The 25,754-nt window shown below is 73.0% G+C and carries 27 protein-coding genes; 16 read left to right on the top strand and 11 right to left on the bottom strand.

Features of this window, described 5'->3' with window-relative positions; all coding sequences use genetic code 11:
- Nucleotides 1–112 precede the first annotated feature (112 nt).
- Nucleotides 113–427 carry a hypothetical protein gene (locus tag CR165_RS07700; protein WP_146201851.1) on the top strand — a complete coding sequence of 105 codons (315 nt, stop codon included), beginning with the start codon at nt 113–115 and terminating at the stop codon, nt 425–427.
- Nucleotides 428–467: 40 nt separating this feature from the next.
- On the opposite strand, the gene pcaF is transcribed toward CR165_RS07700, so the two are convergent.
- Genes pcaF through CR165_RS07685 form a run of 3 tightly spaced genes read right to left on the bottom strand, consistent with a single transcriptional unit; the run spans nt 468 to nt 3,034 of the window.
- On the bottom strand, nt 468–1,676 hold the full coding sequence (pcaF, locus tag CR165_RS07695; protein ID WP_109516366.1) for a 3-oxoadipyl-CoA thiolase: 1,209 nt from the start codon (nt 1,674–1,676) through the stop codon (nt 468–470).
- Nucleotides 1,677–1,685: 9 nt separating this feature from the next.
- Nucleotides 1,686–2,339, bottom strand: a complete 654-nt coding sequence (locus CR165_RS07690) for a 3-oxoacid CoA-transferase subunit B (RefSeq protein WP_109516365.1) — start codon at nt 2,337–2,339, stop codon at nt 1,686–1,688.
- Nucleotides 2,340–2,365: 26 nt separating this feature from the next.
- On the bottom strand, nt 2,366–3,034 hold the full coding sequence (locus tag CR165_RS07685) for a 3-oxoacid CoA-transferase subunit A (RefSeq protein ID WP_109516364.1): 669 nt from the start codon (nt 3,032–3,034) through the stop codon (nt 2,366–2,368).
- 225 nt (nt 3,035–3,259) lie between these two features.
- Between CR165_RS07685 and CR165_RS07680 the strand changes: the two genes are divergently transcribed.
- Together CR165_RS07680 and CR165_RS24940 are read left to right on the top strand one after the other, a co-directional pair.
- On the top strand, nt 3,260–4,006 hold the full coding sequence (locus tag CR165_RS07680) for a DUF4336 domain-containing protein (RefSeq protein WP_109516363.1): 747 nt from the start codon (nt 3,260–3,262) through the stop codon (nt 4,004–4,006).
- Nucleotides 4,007–4,050: 44 nt separating this feature from the next.
- Nucleotides 4,051–4,371: a hypothetical protein gene (locus CR165_RS24940; RefSeq protein WP_181378043.1), complete on the top strand. Its 321-nt coding sequence runs from the start codon at nt 4,051–4,053 to the stop codon at nt 4,369–4,371.
- Nucleotides 4,372–4,386: 15 nt separating this feature from the next.
- Here CR165_RS24940 and CR165_RS07675 read toward each other — a convergent pair whose 3' ends face one another.
- Both CR165_RS07675 and CR165_RS07670 read right to left on the bottom strand, forming a co-directional pair.
- Nucleotides 4,387–5,163, bottom strand: a complete 777-nt coding sequence (locus CR165_RS07675) for an IclR family transcriptional regulator domain-containing protein (RefSeq protein WP_109516362.1) — start codon at nt 5,161–5,163, stop codon at nt 4,387–4,389.
- On the bottom strand, nt 5,156–6,007 hold the full coding sequence (locus CR165_RS07670) for a helix-turn-helix domain-containing protein (protein ID WP_181378042.1): 852 nt from the start codon (nt 6,005–6,007) through the stop codon (nt 5,156–5,158). The genes CR165_RS07675 and CR165_RS07670 overlap by 8 nt, the downstream gene beginning before the upstream one ends.
- A 99-nt stretch (nt 6,008–6,106) precedes the next feature.
- On the opposite strand from CR165_RS07670, the gene CR165_RS07665 reads away from it, so the two are divergent.
- The 4 genes from CR165_RS07665 (at nt 6,107) to CR165_RS07650 (ending at nt 9,820) form a co-directional block, all read left to right on the top strand.
- Complete coding sequence (locus CR165_RS07665; protein WP_109516360.1) at nt 6,107–7,291, top strand: 4-hydroxybenzoate 3-monooxygenase; 1,185 nt, start codon at nt 6,107–6,109, stop codon at nt 7,289–7,291.
- Between the two features lie 81 nt (nt 7,292–7,372).
- Nucleotides 7,373–8,218, top strand: a complete 846-nt coding sequence (locus tag CR165_RS07660; RefSeq protein WP_109516359.1) for a PhzF family phenazine biosynthesis protein — start codon at nt 7,373–7,375, stop codon at nt 8,216–8,218.
- A 64-nt stretch (nt 8,219–8,282) separates the two neighbouring features.
- Nucleotides 8,283–9,023, top strand: coding sequence for an ABC transporter ATP-binding protein (locus tag CR165_RS07655; protein WP_109516358.1), 741 nt, complete (start codon nt 8,283–8,285; stop codon nt 9,021–9,023).
- Nucleotides 9,020–9,820 carry an ABC transporter permease gene (locus CR165_RS07650; protein WP_109516357.1) on the top strand — a complete coding sequence of 267 codons (801 nt, stop codon included), beginning with the start codon at nt 9,020–9,022 and terminating at the stop codon, nt 9,818–9,820. The genes CR165_RS07655 and CR165_RS07650 overlap by 4 nt, the downstream gene beginning before the upstream one ends.
- Before the next feature lie 84 nt (nt 9,821–9,904).
- On the opposite strand, the gene CR165_RS24420 is transcribed toward CR165_RS07650, so the two are convergent.
- Nucleotides 9,905–10,219 carry a hypothetical protein gene (locus tag CR165_RS24420; RefSeq protein ID WP_146201850.1) on the bottom strand — a complete coding sequence of 105 codons (315 nt, stop codon included), beginning with the start codon at nt 10,217–10,219 and terminating at the stop codon, nt 9,905–9,907.
- A gap of 165 nt (nt 10,220–10,384) precedes the next feature.
- Here CR165_RS24420 and CR165_RS07635 point away from each other — a divergent pair, with 165 nt between their 5' ends.
- The 3 genes from CR165_RS07635 (at nt 10,385) to CR165_RS07625 (ending at nt 14,168) form a co-directional block, all read left to right on the top strand.
- Nucleotides 10,385–11,017 carry a histidine phosphatase family protein gene (locus CR165_RS07635; protein WP_109516425.1) on the top strand — a complete coding sequence of 211 codons (633 nt, stop codon included), beginning with the start codon at nt 10,385–10,387 and terminating at the stop codon, nt 11,015–11,017.
- Nucleotides 11,018–11,111: 94 nt separating this feature from the next.
- A complete protein-coding gene (locus CR165_RS07630; RefSeq protein WP_109516354.1) occupies nt 11,112–11,963 on the top strand; it encodes a lipid-binding SYLF domain-containing protein in 852 nt (283 codons plus the stop codon).
- Between the two features lie 126 nt (nt 11,964–12,089).
- Entirely contained in the window at nt 12,090–14,168 is a 2,079-nt protein-coding gene (locus CR165_RS07625; RefSeq protein ID WP_109516353.1) for a methyl-accepting chemotaxis protein, read from the top strand.
- 21 nt (nt 14,169–14,189) lie between these two features.
- Here the strand turns inward: CR165_RS07625 and CR165_RS07620 are convergent, their stop codons facing one another.
- Nucleotides 14,190–15,062 carry an NUDIX hydrolase gene (locus tag CR165_RS07620; protein WP_109516424.1) on the bottom strand — a complete coding sequence of 291 codons (873 nt, stop codon included), beginning with the start codon at nt 15,060–15,062 and terminating at the stop codon, nt 14,190–14,192.
- Nucleotides 15,063–15,278: 216 nt separating this feature from the next.
- Here CR165_RS07620 and CR165_RS07615 point away from each other — a divergent pair, with 216 nt between their 5' ends.
- The 4 genes from CR165_RS07615 (at nt 15,279) to CR165_RS07600 (ending at nt 19,002) form a co-directional block, all read left to right on the top strand.
- A complete protein-coding gene (locus tag CR165_RS07615) occupies nt 15,279–17,174 on the top strand; it encodes an ABCB family ABC transporter ATP-binding protein/permease (RefSeq protein ID WP_281262097.1) in 1,896 nt (631 codons plus the stop codon).
- Between the two features lie 107 nt (nt 17,175–17,281).
- Nucleotides 17,282–17,545: a hypothetical protein gene (locus tag CR165_RS07610; RefSeq protein ID WP_109516352.1), complete on the top strand. Its 264-nt coding sequence runs from the start codon at nt 17,282–17,284 to the stop codon at nt 17,543–17,545.
- 152 nt (nt 17,546–17,697) lie between these two features.
- Nucleotides 17,698–18,000, top strand: a complete 303-nt coding sequence (gene rpmB, locus CR165_RS07605) for a 50S ribosomal protein L28 (protein ID WP_109516351.1) — start codon at nt 17,698–17,700, stop codon at nt 17,998–18,000.
- A 108-nt stretch (nt 18,001–18,108) separates the two neighbouring features.
- Nucleotides 18,109–19,002 carry a sensor histidine kinase gene (locus tag CR165_RS07600; RefSeq protein ID WP_109516350.1) on the top strand — a complete coding sequence of 298 codons (894 nt, stop codon included), beginning with the start codon at nt 18,109–18,111 and terminating at the stop codon, nt 19,000–19,002.
- Here the strand turns inward: CR165_RS07600 and CR165_RS07595 are convergent.
- From CR165_RS07595 to CR165_RS07580, 4 genes are all read right to left on the bottom strand, one after another.
- Nucleotides 18,999–19,997, bottom strand: a complete 999-nt coding sequence (locus CR165_RS07595; protein ID WP_109516349.1) for an esterase-like activity of phytase family protein — start codon at nt 19,995–19,997, stop codon at nt 18,999–19,001. The two genes, CR165_RS07600 and CR165_RS07595, sit on opposite strands and share 4 nt — an antisense overlap.
- A gap of 33 nt (nt 19,998–20,030) precedes the next feature.
- On the bottom strand, nt 20,031–21,902 hold the full coding sequence (gene cobT, locus CR165_RS07590; protein WP_109516348.1) for a cobaltochelatase subunit CobT: 1,872 nt from the start codon (nt 21,900–21,902) through the stop codon (nt 20,031–20,033).
- Between the two features lie 84 nt (nt 21,903–21,986).
- Complete coding sequence (gene cobS, locus CR165_RS07585; protein WP_109516347.1) at nt 21,987–22,994, bottom strand: cobaltochelatase subunit CobS; 1,008 nt, start codon at nt 22,992–22,994, stop codon at nt 21,987–21,989.
- A gap of 66 nt (nt 22,995–23,060) precedes the next feature.
- Nucleotides 23,061–23,672 (bottom strand): J domain-containing protein, encoded by a 612-nt coding sequence (locus tag CR165_RS07580; protein WP_109516346.1) that lies wholly within the window; start codon nt 23,670–23,672, stop codon nt 23,061–23,063.
- 97 nt (nt 23,673–23,769) lie between these two features.
- Between CR165_RS07580 and CR165_RS07575 the strand changes: the two genes are divergently transcribed.
- Both CR165_RS07575 and CR165_RS07570 read left to right on the top strand, forming a co-directional pair.
- Nucleotides 23,770–24,054, top strand: a complete 285-nt coding sequence (locus tag CR165_RS07575; RefSeq protein WP_109516345.1) for a BolA family protein — start codon at nt 23,770–23,772, stop codon at nt 24,052–24,054.
- Nucleotides 24,055–24,074: 20 nt separating this feature from the next.
- Entirely contained in the window at nt 24,075–25,754 is a 1,680-nt protein-coding gene (locus CR165_RS07570; RefSeq protein WP_109516344.1) for a tetratricopeptide repeat protein, read from the top strand.

Here is a 25,754-nt window from a genome sequence, read left to right as displayed (position 1 = left end):
CGGGCCGCGGGACCGCGCCCGCAGCGTTGATGTCATTGCCCCTGCCGCGGCCGAAACTTCAACCCGCCCTGCCGCGTAGATCTGTTCGCCCCCAAGACGAAGGAAGCGGATGATGCGCCCCTGCCTGATCATCGCTGCCGGCATCCTCGCGGCCGCGCCCCTGGCGTCCCTGTCGCCGGCCCGGAGCGCCGAGCCTCTCCGGATGACCGCCTGCCCCTCCCGCGAGAAGACGGAGCAGATCCTCCAGAGCGGCGGCAATCTCAACCCCGATGGCTGCCGCACCGTGACCGTCACCCGCGTCGATTCCCCCGCCGGCCCGGTCTGCGTCATGAATTTCGGCGAGAGCCAGGGTATCGTTGGCGCCATCACCAGCGCGGCGGTGCCGACCGAGTGGTGGACATCCTGCGAGAATCTCCGCCAGCCCTGACGGCGCCGGGGCTGGAAGCGGGGAAGCGGCCCCGGAGGGCTCAGACCCGCTCCAGCACCATGGCAATGCCCTGGCCGACGCCGATGCACATCGTCACCAGCGCGTAGCGCGCCTCACGGTGGTGCAGCTCGGCCACCGCCGTCTGCACCAGCCGCGCGCCGGACATGCCGAGCGGGTGGCCGAGCGCGATGGCGCCGCCATTCGGGTTCACATGCTCGGCGTCGTCCGGCAGGCCGAGGTCGCGCGTCACGGCGAGGGCCTGGGCGGCGAAGGCCTCGTTCAGCTCGATCACGTCGATGTCGGAGAGGTCGAGGCCGGCCCTGTCCAGCACCTTGCGGGTGGCGGGCGCCGGGCCGAAGCCCATGATGCGCGGCGGCACGCCGGCGGTGGCGCAAGCCACCACGCGGGCGCGCGGCACCAGGCCGTGCGTGGCCGCCGCCGCCTCGCTGGCCAGCAGGATGGCACAGGCGCCGTCATTCACGCCCGAGGCGTTGCCCGCCGTCACCGTGCCGCCCTCGCGGCGGAAGGGGGCGGGCAGGCGCGCCAGCATCTCCGGCGTGGTGTCCGGGCGGGGGTGCTCGTCCTGCCGCACGATCACCGGCCCGCCCTTGCGGCGGCGGATCTCGACGGGGACGATCTCCTCGGCGAAGCGGCCATTCTCCATGGCGCGCCTGGCCCGCTGCTGGCTGCGGAAGGCGAAGGCGTCCTGGTCGGCGCGGCCGATCTGGAAATCGGCCGCGACGTTCTCCGCCGTCTCCGGCATGGATTCGGCGCCGTACTGCGCCCGCATCAGCGGGTTGACGAAGCGCCAGCCGATGGTGGTGTCGTACATCTCCGCCTGCCGGCCGAAGGGCTCGGCGTTCTTGCCCATGACGAAGGGCGCGCGCGTCATGCTCTCCACGCCGCCGGCCAGCATCAGCTCCGCCTCGCCGGACTTGATGGCGCGGGCGGCGATGCCGGTGGCGTCGAGCCCGGAGCCGCAGAGCCGGTTGACGGTGCTGCCCGGCACGCCATCCGGCAGGCCGGCCAGCAGCCCGGCCATGCGCGCCACGTTGCGGTTGTCCTCCCCCGCCTGGTTGGCGCAGCCGAGGACGATGTCGTCCAGCGCGCCCCAGTCGAGCCCGCGGTGGCGGGCCATCAGCGCCTTGATCGGCACGGCGGCGAGGTCATCGGCGCGCACCGCCGCCAGCGCGCCGGCATGGCGGCCGATGGGCGTGCGGGCGGCGTCGCAGATGAAGGCGTCACGCATCGCGGTGTGTCAGGCCTTGCGCAGCGGCGCGTCGGTGCGCGCCTGGAGGTCGTCGAAGCTGAGGCCGGGGGCCATGTCCACCACCGCGAAGCCCTGCTCCGTCACGTCCAGCACGGCGAGGTTGGTGTAGACGCGGCGCACGGCGCGCATGGCCGTCAGCGGGTAGCCGCAGCGGTGCACCAGCTTGGAGCGGCCCTCCTTGGTGGTGTGCTCCATCACCACCCACAGCCGCTTGGCGCCGGCCGCGAGGTCCATGGCGCCGCCGACGGCGGGGGCGGTGTCGTTGGCCGAGGTCGCCCAGTTGGCGACGTCGCCATTCTCCGCCACCTCGAAGGCGCCGAGCACGCAGAGGTCGAGATGCCCGCCGCGGATCATGGCGAAGCTGTCGGCGTGGTGCACATAGGCGCCGCCGCGCAGCAGCGTCACCTGCTGCTTGCCGGCGTTGATCAGCCAGGGGTCGGCGTCGTCCGGCGCGGGGGCGGGGCCCATGCCCAGCACGCCGTTCTCGGAGTGGAACACCACCTCGCGCTCGGCGGGGACGAAATCGGCCACCAGCGTCGGGATGCCGATGCCGAGGTTGACGTACCAGCCCTCGGGGATGTCCTGCGCCACCCGTGCGGCCATCTGCTTGCGGGAGAGGGGCGTGAAGCTTGTCTCGCTCATGGGGAGGATCCTCTCAGGCCCAAGGGTCAGGCGACGGGGTGCAGCAGGACGCGGTCGACGAAGATGCCGGGGGTGACGACCTCCTCCGGGTCCAGCGTGCCGAGCGGCTCGATCATGTCCACCTGCGCGATGGTGAGCTTCGCGGCCATGGCCATCACCGGGTTGAAGTTGCGGCCCGAGCGCCGGTAGGTGAGGTTGCCCCAGCGGTCCGCCTTGTGCGCCTGCACCAGCGCCACGTCGCCGGGCAGGGCGTGCTCCAGCACGCAGGGGCGGCCGTTGAACTCGGCGGTGGGCTTGCCCTCGGTCAGCAGCGTGCCGTAGCCGGTGGGGGTGTAGAAGGCGGGCACCCCGGCGCCGGCGGCGCGCATCCGCTCGGCCAGCGTGCCCTGCGGCACGATCTCCAGCTCCAGCTTCCCGGCCTTGTACAGCTCCTCGAACACCACCGAGCCGGCGCTGCGCGGGAAGGAGCAGATGATCTTGCGCACCCGCCCCAGCTCCATCAGCCGCGCCAGCCCGACGCGCCCGGCGCCGGCATTGTTGGCGACGATGGTGAGGTCCTTCGCCCCCTGCTCGATCAGCCCGTCGATCAGCGCGTCCGGCTGGCCGACCGAGCCGAAGCCGCCCACCAGCACGGTGGCGCCGTCGGCGAGGCCCTGCATGGCCTCGGCCATGTCGCGCACGGTCTTGTTGATCATCGGATCGTTCCCTCGGGGTGTCCCTGCTGGGTCATGGCGTTCCCTGTTCTTCTTGCGGTGGGCGAGACTAGGTCCGCCATGCGCGGGGCCGCAACGGCGTGCGCTATCCGCACAACGGGCATCCTGGCAGCTCCGGCCGCAACAGCCGCCTCCTCCGGGGCGTTAGCCCCCGGGAACGACCCTGCGCCCGCTTCCTGCTGGCGCATCCGGACAGCAAGGACGCGCATGGCCGAGCCTGCCCATCCCGCCACCTATCCGCCCCTCGATCAGCCGAAGCCGGTGGCGGAGGGGCTCTGGATCGTGGACAGCGGCCCGCTGCGCGTCCTGGGCCTTCCCCTGCCAGTGCGCATGACGGTGCTCCGCCTGCGGGATGGCGGGCTCTGGCTGCACTCGCCCACCCGCCATACCGATGCATTGCAGCGCGCGCTGCAGGAGATCGGCCCGATCCACCACCTGGTCGCGCCCAACATCGCGCACTGGTCCTTCCTGCAGGCCTGGCAGCGCCATTGCCCGGAAGCCAGGATCTGGGCGGCACCGGAGCTGCGGCGGCGCCGCGCCGTGCGGAAATCCCGCCTGCGGCTGGACCACGACCTTGCCGGCGCCGCGCCGGAGCCCTGGGCCGGGGAGATCGAGCAGCGCGTCGTGCCCGGGGCCGGCGGCTTCCGCGAGGTGGCCTTCTTCCACCAGCCGAGCCGCAGCCTGCTGCTGACCGACCTGGTGCAGAACCTGGAGCCCGGCAAGCTGCCGCCCCTGGTGCGCCCCCTGGCGCGGCTGGCCGGCGTCATGGCGCCGGAGGGCGGCACGCCGGCCTATCTGCGCGCCCTTCTGCGCCTGCGCCGCCGGGAGGCCGCCGAGGCCGCCCGGCAGATGCTGGCATGGCAGCCGGAGCGGGTGATCTTCGCCCATGGCGCCTGGTTCGAGCGGGACGGCACCGCGGCGCTGCGGCGCGCCCTGTCCTGGCTGCTGCGCTGAGCCGCCCGCCACCCCTGATTCCCCGCAGCAAGGAACACGGACACATGCCCACCCCTGCCAAGTCCACCCCTGCCAAGCCCGCCCCGCGCGGCACCCGCGCCCTGACCAGCGCCATCCTGGCCGCCCTGGAGGGCATCCCCGAGGTCCACCGCAAGGCGGCCTTCCGCCACGCCACGGTGGCGGTGCGGGAGAAGCTGATCGCCCAGTCGGAGAAGGCGAAGGCCGCCGCGCGCCGGGCGCCCGCCCTGCCGGGGGCGAAGCGCCGCGCCGCCGTGGCGTCCATCCGGGAGGACACGGCCCGGGAAGACACAGCGAAGCCGCCGCGCGCCACGGCCCGTCGCGGCCGGAGCGCACCGGCCGGCTGAAGGGAAGGGCCGCGCCTAGCCCGGGATGGTCCGCCGCAACTCGGCGGCCGCGTGGAGCAGGGCCGGCAGCAACCGCTCCCGCAGCACCTCGTCCGGCGCGCGCGCCGTCCGCACGCCGATGTTGATGGCGGCGACGCAGCGCCCGCGCTGGTCGCGCACCGGCACGGCAACGGAACGCAGCCCGATCTCCAGCTCCTCGTCCACCAGTGCGTAGCCGTGCGCCCGCGCCTCGCGGATGGCGGCGCGGATCGCGCTGCGGGTGGTGCGGGTGTGGGCGGTGAGCGCGGCGGGGGCGAGGCGCGCCACGAACTGGTCCACCAGCGGCTCCGGCTGGGCAGAGAGCAGCGCCCGCCCCAGCGCCGTGCAATGCGCCGGCAGCCGGCTGCCCACCCCCAGCGCCACGGAGGCGATGCGCGCCGCCGCCGCGCGGGCGATGTAGACCACCTCCGCCCCGTCGAGGATGGCGGCGGAGCAGCTCTCGCCCGTCGCCTCGCGCACGGCGTCGAGCTGCGGCTGGAGCTGTTCGGGCAGGGTGGCGCTGGCCAGCCAGGCGCCGCCCAGCCGCAGCACGCGGGGGGTGAGGGCGAAGCCGCGCCCATCCGCCTCGGCATAGCCCAGCGAGACCAGGGTGAGCAGGCAGCGCCGTGCCGCCGCCCGCGTCATGCCCGTGGCGCGGGCGATCTCGGCGATGCTGGCGCGGCCCTCGCCGGCCTGCCCCGGCAGGGCGTGGAACGCCTCGATCACGGCCAGGCCGCGCGAGAGGCCGCCCAGCAGGTCGCGCGGGCTACCCATCGCGCGCCTGGCCGGGGGTCAGCCCCGTCATGCGGCGGAAGAAGCGCGAGAAATAGGCCGGGTCGCGGAAGCCGAGCCCGTAGCCGATCTCGGCCACCGAGAGGGAGGAGTAGCGCAGGCTGCGCCGCGCCTCGGTGATGCGCCGGGCGTTGAGGATCTGCAGCGGCGTGCGCCCGGCGGCGGCGCGGCAGAGCGCGGCCAGGCGCTTCTCGGAAAGGCCCAGCGCCTTCTGGTAGTCGGCGATCGGGCGCGGCTCGTGGAACCACTGCTCCACCAGGGCGCGGAAGCGGGCGAAGTGCAGCGTGCCGGCGCTGGCGGCGGCGTCCGCGCGCGGCTGCCCGGCGCGCAGCCGCGCCAGGGCGATGAGCAGCAGCCGCAGCTGCGCCGCCAGCGCCGCGCTCCGCCCGGGCCGGTGGGCGGCGAATTCCTCCGCCAGCTCGGCGAAGCGCTGCGGCACGCGGTGGGCAACCAGCGCCGCCGGCTCCAGCGGCAGCAGCAGCGCCGCCTCGGGCAGCGTGTCCTCCGCCAGCAGCTCCGCCGCCCAGGGCAGGGTCAGGCTCAGCACCCAGCCATCCGTGCCGGGCTGGAAGGTGAAGCCGTGGATCACCGCCGGCGGCAGCAGCAGCAGGGCGGGGGCGGCGAAGTCCCGCTCCTGCCCGTCGAACTGCGCGCGGCCGCCGCCCTGCTCGGCCAGCAGCAATTGCAGCAGGCCGGGATGGCGGTGCGGCGCGATGTGCCAGCCATGCGGCAGGCTGCGGGCGGGGATGGTCTCGATGTGCAGGAAGCGGGAATCCGCCTCATCCCCGGCCTCGCCGTAGAGGAAGAAGCGCGGGACGATCTCCATGGCGGGAAAGTGCCAGGATTTCGCCCTTCCGTCCATTCAGCCGCGCCGGTGGGGCGGGATAGCGTGCCGGCCAAGCAGAAGCCTCCGGAGGAAAAGTCCATGCGCACCCAGGTCGGCATCGTCGGCTGCGGCCCCGCCGGGTTGTTCCTGGCCCACCTCCTGCACCGTGCCGGCATCGAATCCGTCATCCTGGAGAGCCGGAGCCGCACCGAGGTGGAGGGCACCATCCGCGCCGGCGTGCTGGAGCACTGGCTCGTCGAGATGATGACGGCGATGGGCCTCGGCGCGCGGATGCTGCGCGAGGGGCATTTCCACACCGGCATCACCCTGCAATGGAACCGCCAGCGCCTGCATCTCGACATGGAGGACCTCACCGGCGGCAGGAAGGTGACGGTCTATGCCCAGCACGAGGTGCTGAAGGACCTGATCGCCGCGCGGCTGGCCGATGGCGGCGCCATCCATTTCGGCGTCTCGGCCACCGCCATCCACGCCGTGGACACCGACCGCCCCTTCCTCACCTGGCGCGCCGATGGCGACGGCCCGGAGCAGCGGCTGGATTGCGATTACATCGTCGGCGCCGACGGCTTCCACGGCCCGGGGCGGCAGGCCATCCCGGCCAGCCGCCGCACCGAGTACCAGAAGGTCTACCCCTTCGGCTGGCTCGGCATCCTGGCCCGCGCGCCGCTCTCCTGGCCGGAGCTGATCTACGCCAACCAGGGCGAGGGCTTCGCGCTGCTCTCCACGCGCTCGCCCGAGATCCAGCGCATGTACATCCAGTGCGATCCGGCGGACGACATCACCAACTGGCCCGACGACCGCATCTGGGCGCAGCTCGAGGCGCGCCTGTCCACCGACGATGGCTGGGTGCTGCAACGGGGAGAGATCTTCCAGAAGGGCATCATCCCTTTGCGCAGCTTCGTCTGCGAGCCGATGCAACATGGCAGGCTGTTCCTGGCGGGCGATGCCGCGCACATCGTCCCGCCCACCGGCGCCAAGGGGCTGAACCTGGCGGTGGCCGACGCGGTGGTGCTGGCCCGCGCCCTGGAGGCCCGCTACCGCGACAACCGCACGGAGAGGCTGGACGCCTACAGCGCCACCTGCCTGCGCCGCGTCTGGAAGGGCGAGCGCTTCTCCTGGTCCATGACCACCATGCTGCACCGCAACCCGGATGACAGCCCCTTCGAGCAGCGCATCCACCAGGCGGGGCTCGACCTGCTGCGCAGTTCCCGCGCCGCCGCCACGGCGCTGGCCGAGAACTATGTGGGCCTGCCCTTCGAGGACTGAGCGCCGCCCGGCCGGATGGACAGGCGGGCGGGCCGGGTGGAAGAACAACGCCGCCCTTCCTCCCGCGCCGGAGCCGCCGCCATGCCGATCCTCGATTTCCAGCAGGTCGATGTCTTTTCCGCCACCCCGCTGAAGGGCAACCCGCTGGCCGTGGTGCTAGGGGCCGACAGCCTTTCCGACGCGCAGATGGCCGCCTTCGCCAACTGGACCAACCTCAGCGAGACCACCTTCCTCCTCCGCCCCACCCTGCCGGAGGCGGATTACCGGGTGCGCATCTTCACCCCGGAGCGGGAACTGCCCTTCGCCGGCCACCCGACGCTGGGCAGCTGCCATGCCTGGCTGGCGGCGGGCGGGCGGCCCAGGGGGGCGGAGGTGGTGCAGGAATGCGGCGTCGGCCCCGTGCGCATCCGGCGGGGGGAGGGCGGGCAACTGGCCTTCGCCGCCCCGCCGCTGCGCCGCAGCGGGCCGGTGGAGCCCGAGGTGCTGGCGCGCCTCGCCCGCGGGCTGCGCCTGGCGCCGGAAGCCATCGTGGCGGCGGAGTGGATCGTCAACGGCCCGGAATGGGTGGGGGTGCTGCTCCGCTCCCGCGCCGAGCTGCTGGCGATCGAGCCCGATTACGCGGCGCTGGAAGGGCTGTGGCCCGGCGTGGTGGCGCCCTGGGACCCGGCGGTGGACGGGACGGAGGCGCAGTTCGAGCTGCGCGCCTTCATCCCCGGCTCCGCCGTGCCGGAGGACCCGGTGACGGGCAGCCTGAATGCCGGCATCGGGCAGTGGCTGATCGGCAGCGGCCGGGCGCCGGAGCGCTACGTGGCCGCGCAGGGCACGGTGCTGGGCCGTGCCGGCCGCGTCTTCCTGCGGCGGGAAGGGGAGACGGTATGGGTGGGCGGCGCGGTGGTGACGGTGCTCTCCGGACGGGCGGAGCTGTAGGTCAGGCGAAATTGTAACGGCGGCGGGCCTGGGCAAGCGGCGGCGGCTTCCCCTAATCGGGACCATGCAATCCGCCGCCATCCAGGCCGAGGGCCTGACCAAGCGCTACGGCGAGACCACCGCCGTGGAGTCCCTGAGCTTCACCCTGCCGCGCGGCGCCACCTGGGGCCTGCTGGGCGGCAACGGGGCGGGCAAGACCACCACCATCGCCATGCTGCTCGGCCTGCTGGTGCCGAGCGCGGGCCGCGTCTCCGTGCTGGGGCACGACATGGCGCGGGACCGCTTCGCCGCGCTCGCGCGGATGAACTTCTCCTCCCCCTATGTGGCGCTGCCGCACCGGCTGACGGTGGCGGAGAACCTCCGGGTCTATGCCCATCTCTACGGGGTGCGCGGTACCGAGGCGCGCATCGCCGAGCTGGCGGCCGCCCTGCAAATGGAGGAGATCCTGCACCGCCCGGCGGGCCAGCTCTCGGCCGGGCAGAAGACCCGCGTGGCGCTGGCCAAGGCGCTGGTGAACCGCCCCGAGCTGCTGCTGCTGGACGAACCCACCGCCAGCCTCGACCCGGACACCGGCGACTGGGTGCGAACATGGCTGGAAAATTATCGTGCCGAAAGCGGCTGCGCCATACTCCTGGCCAGCCACAACATGGCCGAGGTGGAGCGCCTCTGCGGCCATGTGCTGATGATGAAGCGCGGCAGGCTGGTCGATCAGGGCAGCCCGGCCGATCTCGTCGCCCGCTTCGGGCGGGACAATCTGGAGGATGTCTTCCTCGACATCGCCCGCGACCGGAGGGTGGAAGCATGAACGGGGCACCGCGCCGCGTCTGGGGCCTGGTCTACCGGCACCTGGCGCTCTACCGCCGCTCCTGGCCGCGGCTGCTGGAGCTGATGTACTGGCCGGTGCTGCAGATGCTCGTCTGGGGCTTCGTCACCGCCTATCTGGCGGGGGTGCAGCAGAACACGGCCACGGTGGCGGCGGGCGTGCTGCTGGGCGGCGTGCTGCTGTGGGAGGTGGCGCTGCGCAGCCAGATGGGCTTCGCCCTCTCCTTCCTGGAGGAGGTCTGGAGCCGCAACCTCGGCCATATCTTCGTCAGCCCCCTGCGGCCGGGGGAGCTGGTGGCGGGGCTGATCACCATGGCCACGCTCAGGATGCTGATCGGCGTGCTGCCGGCGGTGGGGCTGGCTTGGCTGCTCTACGGCTTCGGCCTGTTCGGACTGGGGCCGGTGGTGGTGCTGTTCTTCGCCGCGCTGATGCTGATGGGCTGGGCGGTGGCGCTCGGCGTCACGGCGATGATCCTGCGGCACGGGGCGGGGGCGGAGCCGCTCGCCTGGTCGGTGCTGTTCGGCCTCACGCCCTTCGCCTGCGTGTTCTACCCGATGGCGACGCTGCCGCAGCCGCTGCAATGGGTGGCGCAGGCCATTCCCGCCGCGCATGTGTTCGAGGGGATGCGCGCCGCCCTGCTGGAGGGGCGGGTGGATGGCTGGCACCTCGCCGCCGCCTTCCTGCTGGATGCGCTGTGGCTGGCGCTGCTCGGCCGCGTCTTCATGGCGCAGTTCGAGGCGGCGCGGCGCAGCGGCGCGCTGATGAACATCGGCGAGTGAACGGGCGGCGCGTGAGCGGGCGGCGCGTGAGCGGGCGGCGAGTGAGCGGGCTGCGGGCGGGGGCGTCCCGCCGCCCCGCCCGCCTCAGCCGAACCAGAAGCGGTCCGGCACGGCGGCCTGGCTGGCGCGGGCCAGGGCCGCTTCCACCTCGGCGGAAGACTCGGGCGCCGTGGCCTGCAGCCGGTCGGTGTCGAGCCCCAGGCTGAGATCCGGCCGCAGGCTCAGCCGCAGCGCCAGGGCATGCGCCAGCACCCGCATCGCCGCCTGGGTCTGCGGCACCTCCTGCCAGCCGGGCAGGCGCATGCTGAAGGCCAGCCGCGCCGCATGCTCCGCCAGCAGCGGGTGCGGGGGCGCCCAGGCCGGCACGGCCGTGGCGATCGGGGGAGATTCGGGGGGCATCCTGCGCGCCTTCATCCGGTCCGGAGGGGAGGGCGCGGAGGGCCGCGCCGCCACCATCTTCCGGCCTTCAGGGTGAACAGGCGGTGAATGCGCGTGACGGCGGCCGGGGCCGGCCATGCCGTCCCGGCAATTCCGCCGCCGCCCGAAAGGGGCTACAGGTCGGGCGTGACCCCGACCCGCTTCTTCCTGATCCGCCACGCCATCGTCGAGCCCTCGGCGCGTGTCGTGATGTATGGCGACATGGATGTCGCCATCTGTTCCCTGGCCCTGGCGCAGGAGAGCGCCGCCTATGCCTGGCTGGCGGGCCGCCTGCCGGAGGGGGCGCGCTGGTTCCACACCCCGCTCTCGCGCACCCGCGCCACGGCCGAGGCGATCTTCGCCGCCGGCTACCCGACGGCCGCGCTGAGCGTGGAGCCGCGCTTCGCCGAGCAGCATCTCGGCGAATGGCAGGGCATCACCTATGAGGCGCTGGCCCGGCTGCTCTCCGAGCCGCCGCACCCCTTCTGGCCGCATGGCGCCGCCGAGCGGCCGCCGGGCGGCGAGAGCCTGCAGGACGTGATCGGCCGCATCGGCCCGGCGCTGGAGGAGATGGCGGAGCGGCTGGAGGGGATGGATGTGGTGATCGTGGCGCATGGCGGCTCGATCCGCGCCGCGGTGGCGCACGCCATGGGGCTCGACCCGCACCAGGCCTTCCAGCTCTCGGTGAAGAACCTCTCCCTCACCCGGCTGGAGAAGCACGGGGCGCATTGGCGCGTGGCCTCGGTGAACGAGGAGCCGCCGGCCGGCGCGGCGGCCTGAAACCGCCGCGCAAAGCCACGCCTCGCTGCAAGTTGGGCTTGCCACGCCGCAGCCGGAAGGCCATTCCTGGGCAATGGGTTGCCGGAGGACCTTCATGCGGCGTTCGATCTTCGCACCAATCCCCCTTGCCGGGGCCTTGCTGCTGACGACGGCCCTGTGCGCCGGAGGCGCGCGGCCGGCCGCCGCGCAGGTGGAGCAGCAGGCGCTGGTGGACCGCTCCACCCTCGCCGTGCAGGAAATGCTCGGCGCCGCCGGCCCGGCCGATGCCGCCCACTACAATGACGCGGTGACCATGCTGCGCCGGGCGCGCGCCGTCATGGTCTGCCCGCGCGTCTTCCGCGCCGGGTTCATCCTGGGCGGGCAGGGCGGCTCCTGCGTGCTGCTGGCGCGCGACGGCGCGGGCTCCTGGTCCTCGCCCGCCTTCTACAGCCTGGGCTCGGGCAGCCTCGGCTTCCAGATCGGCGTGCAGGACGCCATGGTCATGATGATGGTGCTGACCGACAAGGGCCTCTCCGCCCTGATGGACAGCCAGTTCAAGGTCGGCGCCGACGCCTCCATCGCGGTGGCGACGATCGGCGGCGGCATCGCCGGCTCCACCACCGCGGCGGTGGGGGCGGACATCGTCACCTTCGCCAAGACGCGCGGCCTCTATGCCGGCATCGCGCTGGACGGCTCCCTGCTCTCCACCCGCAGCGACTGGAACCGCGCCTATTACGGCCAGAGCGTCGGCGCGCGGCAGATCGTGGTGGACATGGCCGCCCACAACCCGGGGGCCGACCCGCTGCGCGGCACGCTGATGCGCTTCGGCGGCGCGCCGGCGGCCACCGCCGCCCAGCCCTACCAGCAGCAGCAGCAGCAGCAGCCGCAGAGCTTCCAGCAGCCCGGCTACCAGCCGCCGCCCTCCTACCAGCAGGGTGGCGGCGTGCAGGCCGAGCCGCTGCGCTGATCCGGCCACTGCGCTGATCCGGCCGCCGCCGGTGCCTTGTCGGCACTGGCGGCCGCGATCCGGTAATTTTCCGTTTATGACTCCGCGCTAAGCCAGACCCTCTCTGCTGAAGTGGGCTTCGGGCATATGCGCATTCGTACTCTCTTCCTGGCCGGCTTCTGCGCTGTAGCCCTGCCAGGCGCGCTGGCCTCCCTGGTGCTGGCCGGCCAGGCCTTCGGCGACTGGCGGCAGGCCAACCAGGCGATGCTCGATACCCGTGCCCTCAGCGCCCTGCAGCGCGCGCAGACCGCGCTGACCATCGAGGTCGGGCAATATGCCAGCTCCGCCACCAGCCCCGCGCCGGACATGCCGACGCTGCGCGCCACCGTGCCGGTGGCGGACCAGCAGCTTGCGCTGATGGCGGAGAGGCTGCCCGCCTCCTCGCTCGGGGAGGCGGCGCTGTCGGTGACGCGGCAGCTCACCCAGACCATGGCCACGCTGCGCCGCCGCGCCGAGGCCGAGTTCGTGCGCCCCCTGCCGCAGCGCGACCCCACCCTGGCCACCGATCTGCGGCAGGCGCGCGCCACCCTGATGGATGGCGTGACCGCGCAGGGCGACACGCTGGTCCGCCTGCTGGCGGTGCGCCAGCCGGAGCTGATGCTGCCGCTGGAACTGGCCCGGGCCGTGATGCAGCAGCGCGACGTGACGGGCCGCAACCTGACCGCGCTCTATGGCTGGGTGAACGGCCTGCCGGTGGAGCGCGCCGCCTTCCATGCCCTGCAGGGCCAGCTGGGCGAGGCCCGGCAATCGCAGCAGAGCGCGCTGCACCTGGTCGATGTGCTGCGCGACCGGCCGCGGCTGCAGGAGGCGGCCGGCCGGTATGGCAGCCTGAACGAGGCGCTGAATGGCCGGATCCGGCAGCTGAGCGACCTGGCGGCGGCGAATCTGGATCGCGTCGCGCCGCCCGGCACCTGGCCTGCCGACAGCAACGCGCTGCGCCGCGAGATCACGCCCATGCAGTTGCGGCTGCTCGACCTGCGCGACGCCGCGCTGGACGAGGCGATGGCGATGACCGAGGAGGCCACCGGCTCCGCCCGGCTGCGGCTGGCGATGGCGCTGGGGCTGGTGGCCCTGACCCTGGCCGTCGTCCTCGGCGGCCTGCTGCTGCTGATGCGCCGCCTGGTGCAGCCGCTGCGGGCGCTCACCGCCACCCTGTCCCGCATCGCCCAGGGCAGCCTGGAGGTGGCCGTGCCCGGCCACGCCCGCACGGACGAGCTGGGCGAGATGGCGCGCGCCATCGAGACGCTGCGCGAGGGCTCGCGGCAGCGGCTGGCGATGCAGCAGGCCCAGCAGCAGGCCCAGCAGGCCGAGCTGGAGCGCGCCAAGCGGGTCGACCTGCTGCTCAACCACTTCGAGGAGGAGACGGCGGGCATGCTGCGCGTGGTCGCCTCCGCCGCCACCGAGCTGGACGCCACCGCCGCCAGCATGGCCGGCATCGCCCAGGACGGCACCCGCCATGCCGGCGACGTGGCGGAGGCCGCCCGGCAGGCCAGCGCCAATGTGCAGACCGTGGCCGCCGCGGCCGAGGAGCTGGCCGCCAGCATCGCCGAGGTGGCGCGCCAGGTGCGCGACGGCGCCGGCCAGGCGCGCTCCGCCGTGGCCGCCGCCGAGCGCGCCGGGCAGACCGTGCGCGGCCTCTCCGACGCCGCCGACCGCATCGGCGACGTGGTGAAGCTGATCGCCGACATCGCCAGCCAGACCAACCTGCTGGCGCTGAACGCCACGATCGAGGCGGCGCGGGCGGGGGAGGCGGGCAAGGGCTTCGCCGTGGTGGCGTCCGAGGTGAAGAACCTGGCCAGCCAGACGGCCAAGGCCACCGAGGAGATCGGCCAGCAGATCGCCGGCATGCAGACCGAGACGCAGCGGACGGTGCAGGCGATCGGCGCCATCGCCGGGATCATCGAGGGGCTGAACCGCGCCACCGCCCAGGTGGCCGAGGCCGCCGGGCAGCAGGCGGAAGCCACGCAGGAGATCGGCCGCGCCGTGGCCGAGGCGGCCACCGGCACGGATGCCGCCTCCCGCCACGCGATGGGCGTCAGCGCCGATGCCGAGCGCACCGGCACCGCCGCCGGCGAGGTGCGCGCCGCCTCCGGCGAGCTGGCGCAGCGCTCCGAGGCGCTGCGCGGGCAGATGGAGCGCTTCCTCAGCGCGATCCGCGCCGCCTGAGGCGTGGCGGCCGGCGCCGCCTCAGGCGCCGGCCTGCAGCCCGTTGCGCAGCGAGTGCCCCTCGGCGCTCGCGGGGTCGATCAGCCCCTCGCGCAGCAGCAGGTCGATCAGCACCAGGTTGACGTTGAACTTCACGCTGTCCGTATCCCGCACCACCTCCAGCACGCGGGCGATGGGCCACAGCTCGAAATGCTCCACCTCGTCGTCATGCGGGGTGGGGGTGAAGTCCTCGGGCAGCTCCAGGTCGTAGACATGCAGGATGTCGCGCCGCAGCCCGCCATCGGCCTGGCGCATGATGTAGGAGATGCGGCCCGTGGGCCGCGCTCCGGCCACCAGCTCGGGCGGCAGGCCGGCCTCCTCGGCGCCCTCCTTCACCAGCGTCTCCCAGGCATCCAGCCCGGCGGGGGTGCCGCCGGCCACCAGGTTGTCCCACTGGCCGGGCGCCACCGCCTTGTCCCGCGCCCGCTTGCCGATCCAGACATGCAGCCCGTCGGCCCGGCGCACCAGCCCGTTCAGGTGCACCCCCTGCGCCAGCACGCCGAAGGCTGGCACGGCGCCGCGGTCCAGCGTGGCCAGCACCGGCCCTTCGGGCGTCGCGCGCACGTCGAAGGGCTCGCCGCGCACGCGCAGGTAGCCGGCCTTCTCCAGCCCCTTCGCCGCCTCGGCCAGGGCCGCGCCGCGCGCGGCCGCGCCCCGCAGCCGGCCAGCCAGCGAGACGCCCTCGCCATCGAAATGGAAGTCACGCGGGCGGAAGGCCAGCCAGCGGGCCAGTTCCGGCGACAGCCAGCCGACCTGCTCGGCGCCGATGCGGAAGGGGATCAGCCCGGCGGGCGAGGCCAGGTTGTTGCAGGCGGCGATGTGGCGGGCGAAGCCCGTGGAGGCGGGGATGGGCATGCCCTCCCTCATGCCGCCGCCGCGCGCCGGCGGCAATGCCTTCCGCCCGGCCGGGCCGCCCAGCCGACCGCCCAGCCGACCGCCCAGCCGACCGCCCAGACGGGCTGGGGGGCGGGCCATGTGCCGGGGGCATGCGCGCCGCCCGGATGCGGCGCGGTGCATTGCCGCTGCCGGTGGCGGGCGCCATGTAACGCCCGACCGACTGGAGATTGCCCCGTGCCCGCTTCCCCTGCCGCGCCGGCCCGTCCGCGCGGCCACTTCCAAACGCTGCTGACCCTCGCCCCCTATCTCTGGCCCCGCAACGAGCCGGGGCTGCGCGCCCGCGTCGTCGTCGCGCTGATCCTCATGGTGCTCGCCAAGGGCGCCAACGTGGTGGTGCCGATCGCCTATGCCCGCGCCGTGGACGCGCTGGGGCCGCAGGCCGGCACCGCCGCCGCCATCGCCACCGTGCCCGTGGCCCTCGTGCTGGCCTATGGCCTGCTGCGCATCACCTCCTCCTGGATGGCGGAGCTGCGCGACGCCGTCTTCACCCGCGTGCAGGCGCGGGCGGGGCGGGTCATCGCGCTCAACGTGTTCCGCCACCTGCACGCCCTGTCGCTCCGCTTCCACCTGGACCGGCAGACGGGCGGCATGAGCCGCGTCATCGAGCGCGGCACGCGGGGCATCAACTTCGTCCTCGACTTCATGCTGTTCAACATCATCCCCACGCTGATCGAGATCCTGCTCGTCGCGGGCATCCTGTGGGGGCTGTTCGACGCCAGCTTCGCCCTCGTCACGCTGCTGACGATCGGGCTCTACATCGCCTTCACCCTGGTCTTCACCGATTGGCGGCTGCGCTTCCGCCGCGCCATGAACGAGATGGACCAGGAGGCCAACACCAAGGCCATCGACAGCCTGCTGAACTACGAGACGGTGAAGTATTTCGGCAACGAGAAGCACGAGGAGCGGCGCTACGATTCCTCCCTCGCGCGCTACGAGGCCGCCTACACCCGCTCCGAGGTGACGCTGAACTACCTGAACATGGGCCAGGCGGCGATCATCGCCATCGGCCTGACGGCGGTGATGCTGATGGCCGCGCGCGGTGTCGCCAGTGGCAGCATGTCGGTGGGCGATTTCGTGCTGGTGAACACCTACCTGATCCAGCTCTACCTGCCGCTGAACTTCCTGGGCTTCGTCTATCGCGAGTTGAAGCAGGGGCTGGTGGACATGGAGGCCATGTTCACCCTGATGCGCGAGAAGCAGGAGGTGGCCGACGCCCCCGGCGCGCCGCCGCTCGCCGCAGGCCCCGGCGCGCTGGAGTTCCGCGACATCCGCTTCGGCTACCGGCCGGACCGCACCATCCTCAAGGGTGTCTCGCTGAGCGTCCCGGCGGGGCGGACGCTGGCCATCGTCGGCCCCACCGGCGCCGGCAAGTCCACCATCTCTCGCCTGCTGTTCCGCTTCTACGACGCCCAGAGCGGCGAGATCCTGCTCGATGGCCAGGATATCCGGAGCGTGACGCAGGAGAGCCTGCGCGCCGCCGTCGGCGTGGTGCCGCAGGACACGGTGCTGTTCAACGACACCATCCGCTACAACATCGCCTATGGCCGCCCCGGCGCCTCCGAGGAGGAGGTGGTGGCGGCCGCGAAGCTCGCCCAGGTGCATGACTTCGTCCTCCGCCTGCCGGATGGCTACGACACCCGCGTGGGCGAGCGCGGCCTGAAGCTCTCGGGCGGCGAGAAGCAGCGCGTGGCGATCGCCCGCACCATCCTGAAGGACCCGCGCGTGCTGATCCTGGACGAGGCGACGAGCGCGCTCGACACGCGCACCGAGCAGGAGATCCAGGCGGCCCTGCGCGGCGTCTCGGCCGGGCGCACCACGCTGGTCATCGCCCACCGCCTCTCCACCGTGGTGGAGGCGGACGAGATCATCGTGCTGCAGGACGGGCAGATCGCCGAGCGCGGCAACCACACGGCGCTGATGGCGGCCGATGGCCTCTACGCGCAGATGTGGCGCCGCCAGTCCGAGGCAGTGGCGGCGGCCGAGGCGGCGGCGGCGGCGCAGGAGGCGGCGCGCGCCGCCGGGGTGGAGGCGGATGCGGGGCGGCGCCCGGCGCACGACCCGCGCCTGTGAGCGGCGCGTTCCGCCCGCCTTTTGCGCCCCCTGCTCTTTTGCGCCCGTGCTCTTTTGCTTCCCCGCCAGTGTGACTATGTGACCGGACCGTATCAGGAGGGCACCAGATGCAACTCGATCCGCAGGGGGTGGCCCCGGAAGATCTCAGCCATGCCGGGTCCGTGGTGGACAAGGCGATCGAATACATGATCGAGCAGAAGATCGCGCCGATCTCGGTCGCCTCCGCCCTGCTCGGCGGCGCGCTCGGGCTGATGGCGCGCAGCATGCGCGACGAGGCGATCGCCAACGTGCTGCGCAGCGCGCTGGCCTCGGTCGAGGCGGGGGAGCTGGCCGAGATGCGCCAGGGGCCGCCGTCCGGCAACGATCTCTGAAGCCGGCAGGCGCCCGCGCGGCCAGGATTTCCGCCGCCGCGGGGCCGTCGAATCCTTGACTCTCGCGGGGAGGCGGGCCATACGCCCCCTCTGTTTTTCACACTGGGTGTGCGGTCTGTGCCGCGACCCCGCTCCGATTGAAGGGTAGCGCCATGGCTCGCCGTTGCGGCATCACCGGCAAGGGCGTGCTGACGGGCAACAACGTCAGCCACGCCAACAACAAGACGCGTCGCCGTTTCCTGCCGAACCTGCAGGAAACCTCGTTCTTCTCCGACGTGCTCGGCACCTCCGTGCAGATCCGCATCTCCACCAACGGCATCCGCACCGTGGAGCACAATGGCGGCCTGGACTCCTTCCTGCTCGGCACCGCCGACCGGAAGCTGCCGGCCGAGGCGCTGACCCTGAAGCGCCGCATCCTGAAGGCGCAGGAGAAGAAGGCCGCCGCCGCGGCCTGACGCGCCTCCCGCGCCCTGCGCGCGGTGCATGGACCGATGATGCGAACGCGCCCCGCCTGAGCGGGGCGCGTTTACTTTTTCTTCGGGTCCGTCGCGCAGCATGAGCGCATGGCGACTTTTTCCCTGATTGTCCTGATGGGCCTGCTTTCCGGCGTGGGCCTGCTGCTCTTCATGGCCGAGCGCGAGCGCCACCGCGCGCAGCGCCGGGTCATCGAGATGGAGCAGGAGGTGGCGCAGCGGACCCGGCATCTCGACCTGTTCGCGCAGGAGCTGCACACGCTCGGCCTGTCCCTGCTGGGCCAGAGCCCGCAGCTGGCGCAGGGCGGCGCGGAAGGCCATGCGCGCGCGCTGCTCTGCCTGGCCGCCGACGTGCACGACCTGGCCGCCAGCACCGCCGCTCCCCGCCGGCTGCGGGAGGAGTGCGTCTCCCTGGCGCCGCTGCTGCGCGAGGTGATCGAGCAGGTCTCGCTGGCCATGGCGCCCGGCACGCGGCAATGGCGCGTCGCGCCCGACCTCGCCGCGCTGATCCTGCGGGCCGACCGCCGCGCGCTCCGCGGCGCGCTGCTGCAGGTGCTGACCCGCGCCATCCGCCACACGCGCGAGGGCGACCCGATCATCCTGCAGCTGGTGCAGGCGGAGGAGACGCTGACCATCCTGGTCGAGGATGAGGGGGCGGGGCTGGCCGCCGGGGATCTCGGCCAAAGCGCCGCCGGCGATGGCACGCGGGGGCTGGCCCTGGGGCTGCTGGTGGCCCGCCAGCTCCTGCGCGCCCATGAGGGCGAGCTGACGGTGGAGGCGGTGCAGGGCATCGGGGCCCGCACCTGGATGACCCTGCCACGGCGCTGCTTGCTGCACATCGCGCAGGACGGCCCGCCGGGCACGCCCGCCGTCCTGCTCCCCGCCCCGGCCGGTACCGATGTCGCCCCTGCCGGCAATGCGCCGGAGGCGGTGCAGGCCGGCACCGGGCGGGCGGCCCTGCCCCTCCAGGCCGGAGGCGGCTAGGCGCCGGGAGCGGCGCCGCCGTCGCGGAGGGTGAAGAGCAGCAGCAGCCCCTCCTGGAAGAACAGCTCGTTGTCGTCGGCCAGCAGGGCGACCCAGGTCTGCCCGGCATGGCGGAAGCTGGCCACCCCCTCCCAGTTCTCGCCGGGCAGGGCCGTCTCGGGCAGCAGGGTCTCGGCCTCCAGCACCGTCTCCGCGCGGGCGGTGGCCAGGGCTGCGGCGGGCAGGCGCAGCAGGCGGCCCTGGAAGCCCTGGGGCAGGCCGAAGCGCCGCTCCACCACCAGGGCGCCACCATCGGCCAGGCCGCAGGCACCGGTGGGCACGAAGCCGGGCGTGGGGCGGTAGGCGAGGGGCAGCCACTGCCCGGGCTCGCCCAGCCAGGCGCGCACGTCTCCCCCGTCCTCCGCCCCCGCGCCGCCTGTGGCGGGCAGCGCCTCGGTGATGGCCAGCCATCGCCCGTCGGCCAGCAAAGCCAGGCTTTCCAGCCCGCCATTGTTCGGCGCGAAGCGCAGTGCCGGGGGCATGGCGATCGGCCGGCACGCCTCGCGCAGCGTGTCGTAGGCGCAGACGCGGTGGCGGCGCTCGAACCCCACCAGCCAGCCACCCCCCGGCCGTGGCGCCAGCGATTCGGCATCGCCATCGACGCTGCGGGGCAGGGGGATGGGTAACTCGCCGGCCAGCCGGCCGGTCTCGAGCGCCTCCAGCGCCACCGGCCGCCCTTCCGGCCCGAGCCGGAGACCGGCCTGGAGCCAGCGGCCCAGATCGCTGATGGCGGTCAGCCGCAGGGCCTCATCCACATGCAGGCCGGAGAGGCCGCCGAAGCCGATGACATGCCGGTTCAGCCGCAGCCCGCCGCGCGATTTGAGCGGCGAATCCGGCGGCAGGTCGAGAGGCGGCAGGGGCGTGGCCGGCGCGCCGCCCAGGCGCAGGGCGGCACAGGCCCCGAGCCCGCCCAGCGCGGCCACGGCCAGCAGGCCGCGCCGCCCCGGGCGGTTCACGCGCGCGCCTGCCTGCTCACGCCGCCCGCCGGCTCACGCGAGCAGCGGCGCCCGCTCGGTGGCCGCGCGCTGGAAGGCGGCGGCGGCGTCCTCGTCGAACAGCTCCGCCAGCTTCTTCATCATCGTGCCGCCCAGCTCCTCGGCATCGACGATGGTGACGGCGCGGCGGTAGTAGCGCGTCACGTCATGCCCGATGCCGATGGCGATCAGCTCGACGATGTCGCGGTTCTCGATGTCGCCGATCACCTTGCGCAGGTGGCGCTCCAGGTAGTTGCCCGGATTGACGGAGAGCGTGCTGTCATCGACCGGCGCGCCGTCAGAGATCACCATCAGGATGCGGCGCCGCTCGGGGCGCATCATCAGGCGCTTGTAGGCCCAGTCCAGCGCCTCGCCGTCGATGTTCTCCTTGAGCAGACCCTCGCGCAGCATCAGCCCGAGATTCTTGCGGGCGCGGCGCCAGGGCGCGTCGGCGCTCTTGTAGATGACGTGGCGCAAATCGTTCAGCCGGCCGGGGTTGCGCGGCTTGCCTTCCTGCACCCAGCGCTCGCGGCTCTGGCCGCCCTTCCAGGCGCGGGTGGTGAAGCCCAGGATCTCCACCTTCACCGAGCAGCGCTCCAGCGTGCGTGCCAGGATGTCGCAGCACATGGCGGCCACCGAGATGGGGCGGCCGCGCATCGAACCGGAATTGTCGATCAGCAGGGTGACGACGGTGTCGCGGAAATCCGCCTCCCGCTCCCGCTTGTAGGAGAGGGAGAGCATCGGGTTGACGATGATCCGCGCCAGGCGCGCGGCATCGAGCTGCCCTTCCTCGAGGTCGAACTCCCAGGCGCGCTGCTGCTGCGCCAGCAGGCGGCGCTGCAGCCGGTTGGCCAGCTTGGAGACGACGCCCTGCAGGTGGCTGAGCTGCTGGTCGAGCTGCTGGCGCAGGCGGGCCAGCTCCTCGGCGTCGCAGAGATCCTCGGCCTCGATCTCCTCGTCGAACTTCTTGGTGAAGGCGCGGTAGGCGGAGGCATCGTCGGAGGGGGCCACCTCCTTGCGCTGCTGCGGGCCGCCCGGGCGGTCCTCGCCCTCGGCGGCGACACCTTCCTCCTCCTGGGTCTCGCCCTCCTCCTCGGCGCCCTCGCCCTGCATGGATTCGGGCTGGGCGCCGAGCGTCGGGTCGCTTTCCTGGCTCTGCGCCTCGCCCTCGGCGGAGTTGTCCTGCTGGCTGGAGGTCTCGCTGCCCTCGTCGCCCTGCTCGTCCTCCTCGGCCTCCGCCTCCACCTCGGCCTCGACCAGGTCGAAGGCCGAGAGCAGCTTGCGGGCGGCGCGGGCGAACTTCTCCTGGTCCTCGCTGGCGGTGGCCATCTCGTCGAGCGCGGCCTCGGCCTTGTCGCCCAGCGTGGCGCGCCAGAGGTCGAGGATGCGCTGGGCGGCGGCGGGGGCGGCCTGGCCGGAGAGGCGCTCGCGCGCCAGCAGCGAGAGCGCGGCGGGCAGCGGCAGCTGGTCCTTCCGCGTCATCCGGTCATAGCCTTCCGACTCGCAGGTCTCGGCCAGCCGGGCATCGAGGTTGGCGGCCACGCCCGGCATCAGCCGGGAGCCGATCACCTCGACGCGGGCCTGCTCCAGCGCGTCGAACACCTCGCGCGCCTCGCGGCGGGCGGGGGTGCGGGCGGCGTGGGCGGCCTCGTCATGGTGGCGCAGGCGCAGCGCGATGGAATCCGCGGCGCCGCGCAGCCGGGCCATCTCGGCCGGCGGCAGGGCGCGGGTCGGCAGCGGCAGCCGCGCCCGCTTGCCGGCGAGGCCGGACGGCCCCGGCTGGTAGGCCACCTGCACCTCGGCGTTGCGCGCGATGGCGCGCAGCGTGCCGGCGGTGGCCCGCTTGAACTCTTCCTGACGTGTCAGGTCCTTGCCGCTACCGCTCATGGCGTACCCCTGCTGGGAGGTCCAGGAACCTCAGGTTCCTGGCGGGGAGGTCCAGGAGGGGCGGCGCCCCTCCTGGCCATGGTTTCAGTTCTTGCGAACCAGCAGCCCGGTGGGAACTTCCTCGTTGAAGCAGCGCTGGTAGTACTCGGCCACGGTGGACCGCTCCGCCTCGTCGCATTTGTTGAGGAAGGAGAGGCGGAAGGCGAAGCCGACATCCCCGAAGATGCGGGTGTTCTCGGCCCAGGTGATGACGGTGCGCGGCGACATGACGGTGGAGATGTCGCCGGCGATGAAGCCGGCGCGGGTCAGGTCGGCCAGCGCCACCATGGCGTCGATGCGCTTCTTGCCCGCCGTGTCGCCCGGCTCGATGCCGAGCTTGGCGGCGACGATGCTGCTCTCCTGCGCGTGCGGCAGGTAGTTCAGCGTGGCCACGATGTTCCAGCGGTCCATCTGGCCCTGATTGATCTGCTGGGTGCCGTGGTAGAGGCCGGTGGTGTCGCCCAGCCCCACCGTGTTGGCGGTGGCGAAGAGGCGGAAGGCCGGGTGCGGGCGGATGACGCGGTTCTGGTCGAGCAGGGTCAGCTTGCCCTCGACCTCCAGCACGCGCTGGATGACGAACATCACGTCCGGCCGGCCGGCGTCGTACTCGTCGAACACCATGGCGCAGGGGTGCTGCAGCGCCCAGGGGAGGATGCCCTCGCGGAACTCCGTCACCTGCTTGCCGTCCTTGAGGACGATGGCGTCCTTGCCGATCAGGTCGATGCGGCTGATGTGGCTGTCGAGGTTGACGCGGATGCAGGGCCAGTTCAGCCGCGCCGCCACCTGCTCGATATGGGTGGACTTGCCGGTGCCGTGGTAGCCCTGGACCATGACGCGCCGGTTGAAGGCGAAGCCGGCCAGGATGGCGAGCGTGGTGTCGCGGTCGAACTTATAGGTGGAGTCGGGCTCCGGCACGTGCTCGGTGCGGACCGAGAAGGCGGGAACCTCCAGGTCGCTGTCGATGCCGAAGACCTCGCGCGCCTTCACGGTGATATCCGGCAGGTTGATCACGGAGGTGGGGCGCGCTTCGGACAATGTTGCGACCTTCGTCATAGGGCTCTCTTCGCTCTCGGCTGTGCGTTCGCGGATCGGGGCGGTGCGGTGTCGGTCTCTCGCGGCTCAGGCTGCCCGGCTGGCGGAGGCCGCGGGCGGCTTCTTCGGCGTCTGCTGTTCCGCCGCCATCATGGCCAGCCGCTTGCGCAGAAGGCTATAGGCTCGGTTGATATCCTTGAGGCGGTCCTCGGCGGATTTGTCGCCGCCGTTGGTGTCGGGGTGGTAGCGCTTGGCGAGCTCCTTATAGCGGGCGCGCAGCGCATCCTCCTCCAGCGGCCAGCCGAGGCCGAGCATGTCGAGCGCGGCACGCAGCTCGGGCGGTGCCTCCTTGGCGCTCTTGCGCGGCGTCGGCGGCGCCTGGCCAAACAGTCCGAGAGGGTCGCGGAACAGCTCGGGGTTCAGCTTGGTGCCGCCGAGCCGGCCCAGGGGCCAGGTCGGGCGCTGCCAGGAGCTGTCCTCGCGCAGGTTCTGCTCGATCTCGTCGGCATTCATGCCTTTATAATAGTCCCATGCCTGGTTGTAGGCGCGGACATGCTCCAGGCAGAAATGGTAATAGTCGCGCAGTCGCGAGCGGTCGCGGGGTGCGCGGAATTCACCCGGAGCCTCACAGCCGGGCGCGTCGCACGGTGTGGTCGGGGTGGATGTGTCGGGTCTGAGACGTTCGCCTCGGCGGGCCATTTGGAGGTTTATGGGCGTCTCGCGGGCATCCCGCAAGGCGGCAGATGCCAAACCTTTCTCTTGGCAGGCGGGTTTCGGCATGGAAAACCTGCCCGTCATGTCAACACGCGAAGAGCGCATGCGGACGATCCTGCTCTCGGCCTTCCCCGGGGCGGATGTCTCGATCCTGGATGAGAGCCACCGCCATGCCGGCCATGCCGGCGCGGCCCCCGGCGGGCAGACCCACTACGCGGTGCGGGTGGTCAGCCCCGCCTTCGCGGGCATGAGCCGCGTCGCCCGCTCGCGCGCCGTGCACGCCGCGCTGGAGCAGGAATTCGGCAGCGGCCTGCACGCCCTCTCGCTGCGCCTGCAAACCCCGGAGGAGGCGGGCCGGGCGGCCTGACGCCACCCGCCCGCAGGATCATGGCCGAGACCCAGCCCGCCGCCACCACCCCGCCGGCCGCTCCGGCGGGCACGATCCTCTACGAAGACGAGCACCTCGTGGTGGTGCACCGGCCCGCCGCCGGCGAGCCCACGCTGATCACCTTCGCCGACCTGACCTTCCGCCCGAAGGGCGACAGCATCTGGGGCCAGGAGGTGGCGCGCAAGCTGAAGGTGAACGCCATCGGCTTCGTGGCCAAGCGGGAGAACTGGTTCCCCGCCGCCTCGGTGGCGGCGGCGGCGGCGGCGGTGCGCGGCGCCCTGCGCGGCCCCGCCGTCACCTACGGCTACAGCATGGGCGGCTATGCCGCGCTGAAATACGCGCGGCTGCTGGGCGCGGCCCATGCCTTCGGCGTATGCCCGCAGGGCTCGATCGACCCGCGCCAGGTGCCGTGGGACAAGCGCTTCCACCAGCACCACGACGCCGCCCTGCTGCCCGACATGGCGGTGCGGCCGGGCGAGCCGGGCCGCTTCGCCGTGCTGCTGGCCGACCCCTACATGCCGGAGGATGCGCGCCACGCGGCGGCGCTGGCGAAGGGGGCGGGGGTGCACTGGCTGCGCACCCCCTTCATGGACCACGCGCCGGTCTGGCTGCTGGTGGAGAGCGCCTTCCTCCGCCAGATGCTCGACGGCATCCTGGCCGAGGACCTGCCGCGGCTGACGGCGCTGATGCGCGCCCGCCGCCACCAGAGCCCGCACTGGTTCCGCCATGCCGGCAACGCCGCCTTCCGCCGCGGCCATCTGGAGATGGCCAACCGGCTTTGGAAGCGGGCGCTGGAGCTTGGCCTCTCCCCCGGAATCGCCGAGCAGGACATCATGCGCGCCATGCGGCTGCGCATGCGCGCGCTGCGCGACGCGGGCGACCGCGACGGTGCCACCGCCGTGGCGCTGCGCCAGGCGGCGCTGCGGCCGGAGGATTTCCACAGCCAGGCGCGGGCCGGCCACGCCCTGCTCGGCATGGGCGAGTTCAACGCGGCGGAGGCCCCGTTCCGCGCCGCCCTGGCGCTGCGCAAGAATGTCGGTCACGTCTACCAGGGGCTTTCCCTGGTGCTGGGCAGCCAGAAGCGGATGACGGAGGCGCTGGAGCTGTGCAAGCGCGGCGTGCGCGACGCGCCGGGCGACGGCAAGCTGCATGTGCATTACGGCCACCTGCTGCTGAACAACGGCAAGCTGGACGAGGCCGAGGCGCAGTTCCGCATTGTGCTGCGGCAGAACCCCAGCCATGCCAAGGCGCTGCTCGGCCTCAGCCACACACTGGCCGCGCGTGGCGACCGCGCCGAGGCCATCGCCGTCGCCCGCCAGCAGGTGCAGGACGCCGACAAGGACCCTCAGGCCTATCTCTGGCTCGGCCAGCTCCTGCTGTTCGTCGGCGAGCCGGGGGAGGCGGAGCCGGTGTTCCGCGAGGCGCTGCTGCTCGCGCCCGAGCTGGGCGCGGCGCATATCGGGCTGGCCCGCGCGCTGGAGCGGACAGGGCGGCTGGAGCTGGCGCGCCGCACCGCCGCCGAGGCGGCACGCCGCTTGCCCGAGGACGAGAAGGTGCAGGCCCTCTACAGCCGCCTCGGCCCGCCCGACCTCACCGAGGCTGAGGCGGCGGAGCTGGCGCCGCCCGCCTCGCCGCTGCGCCGCTTCCTGCGCGCCTTCTTCAGCCGCGACGAGGACTGA

The sequence above is a fragment of the Teichococcus aestuarii genome, from assembly GCF_003116135.1.
GTDB lineage: Bacteria > Pseudomonadota > Alphaproteobacteria > Acetobacterales > Acetobacteraceae > Pseudoroseomonas > Pseudoroseomonas aestuarii.
The sequence above is the reverse complement of the archived record's forward strand: the minus strand, read 5'-3'. Positions and strand labels throughout refer to the sequence as shown.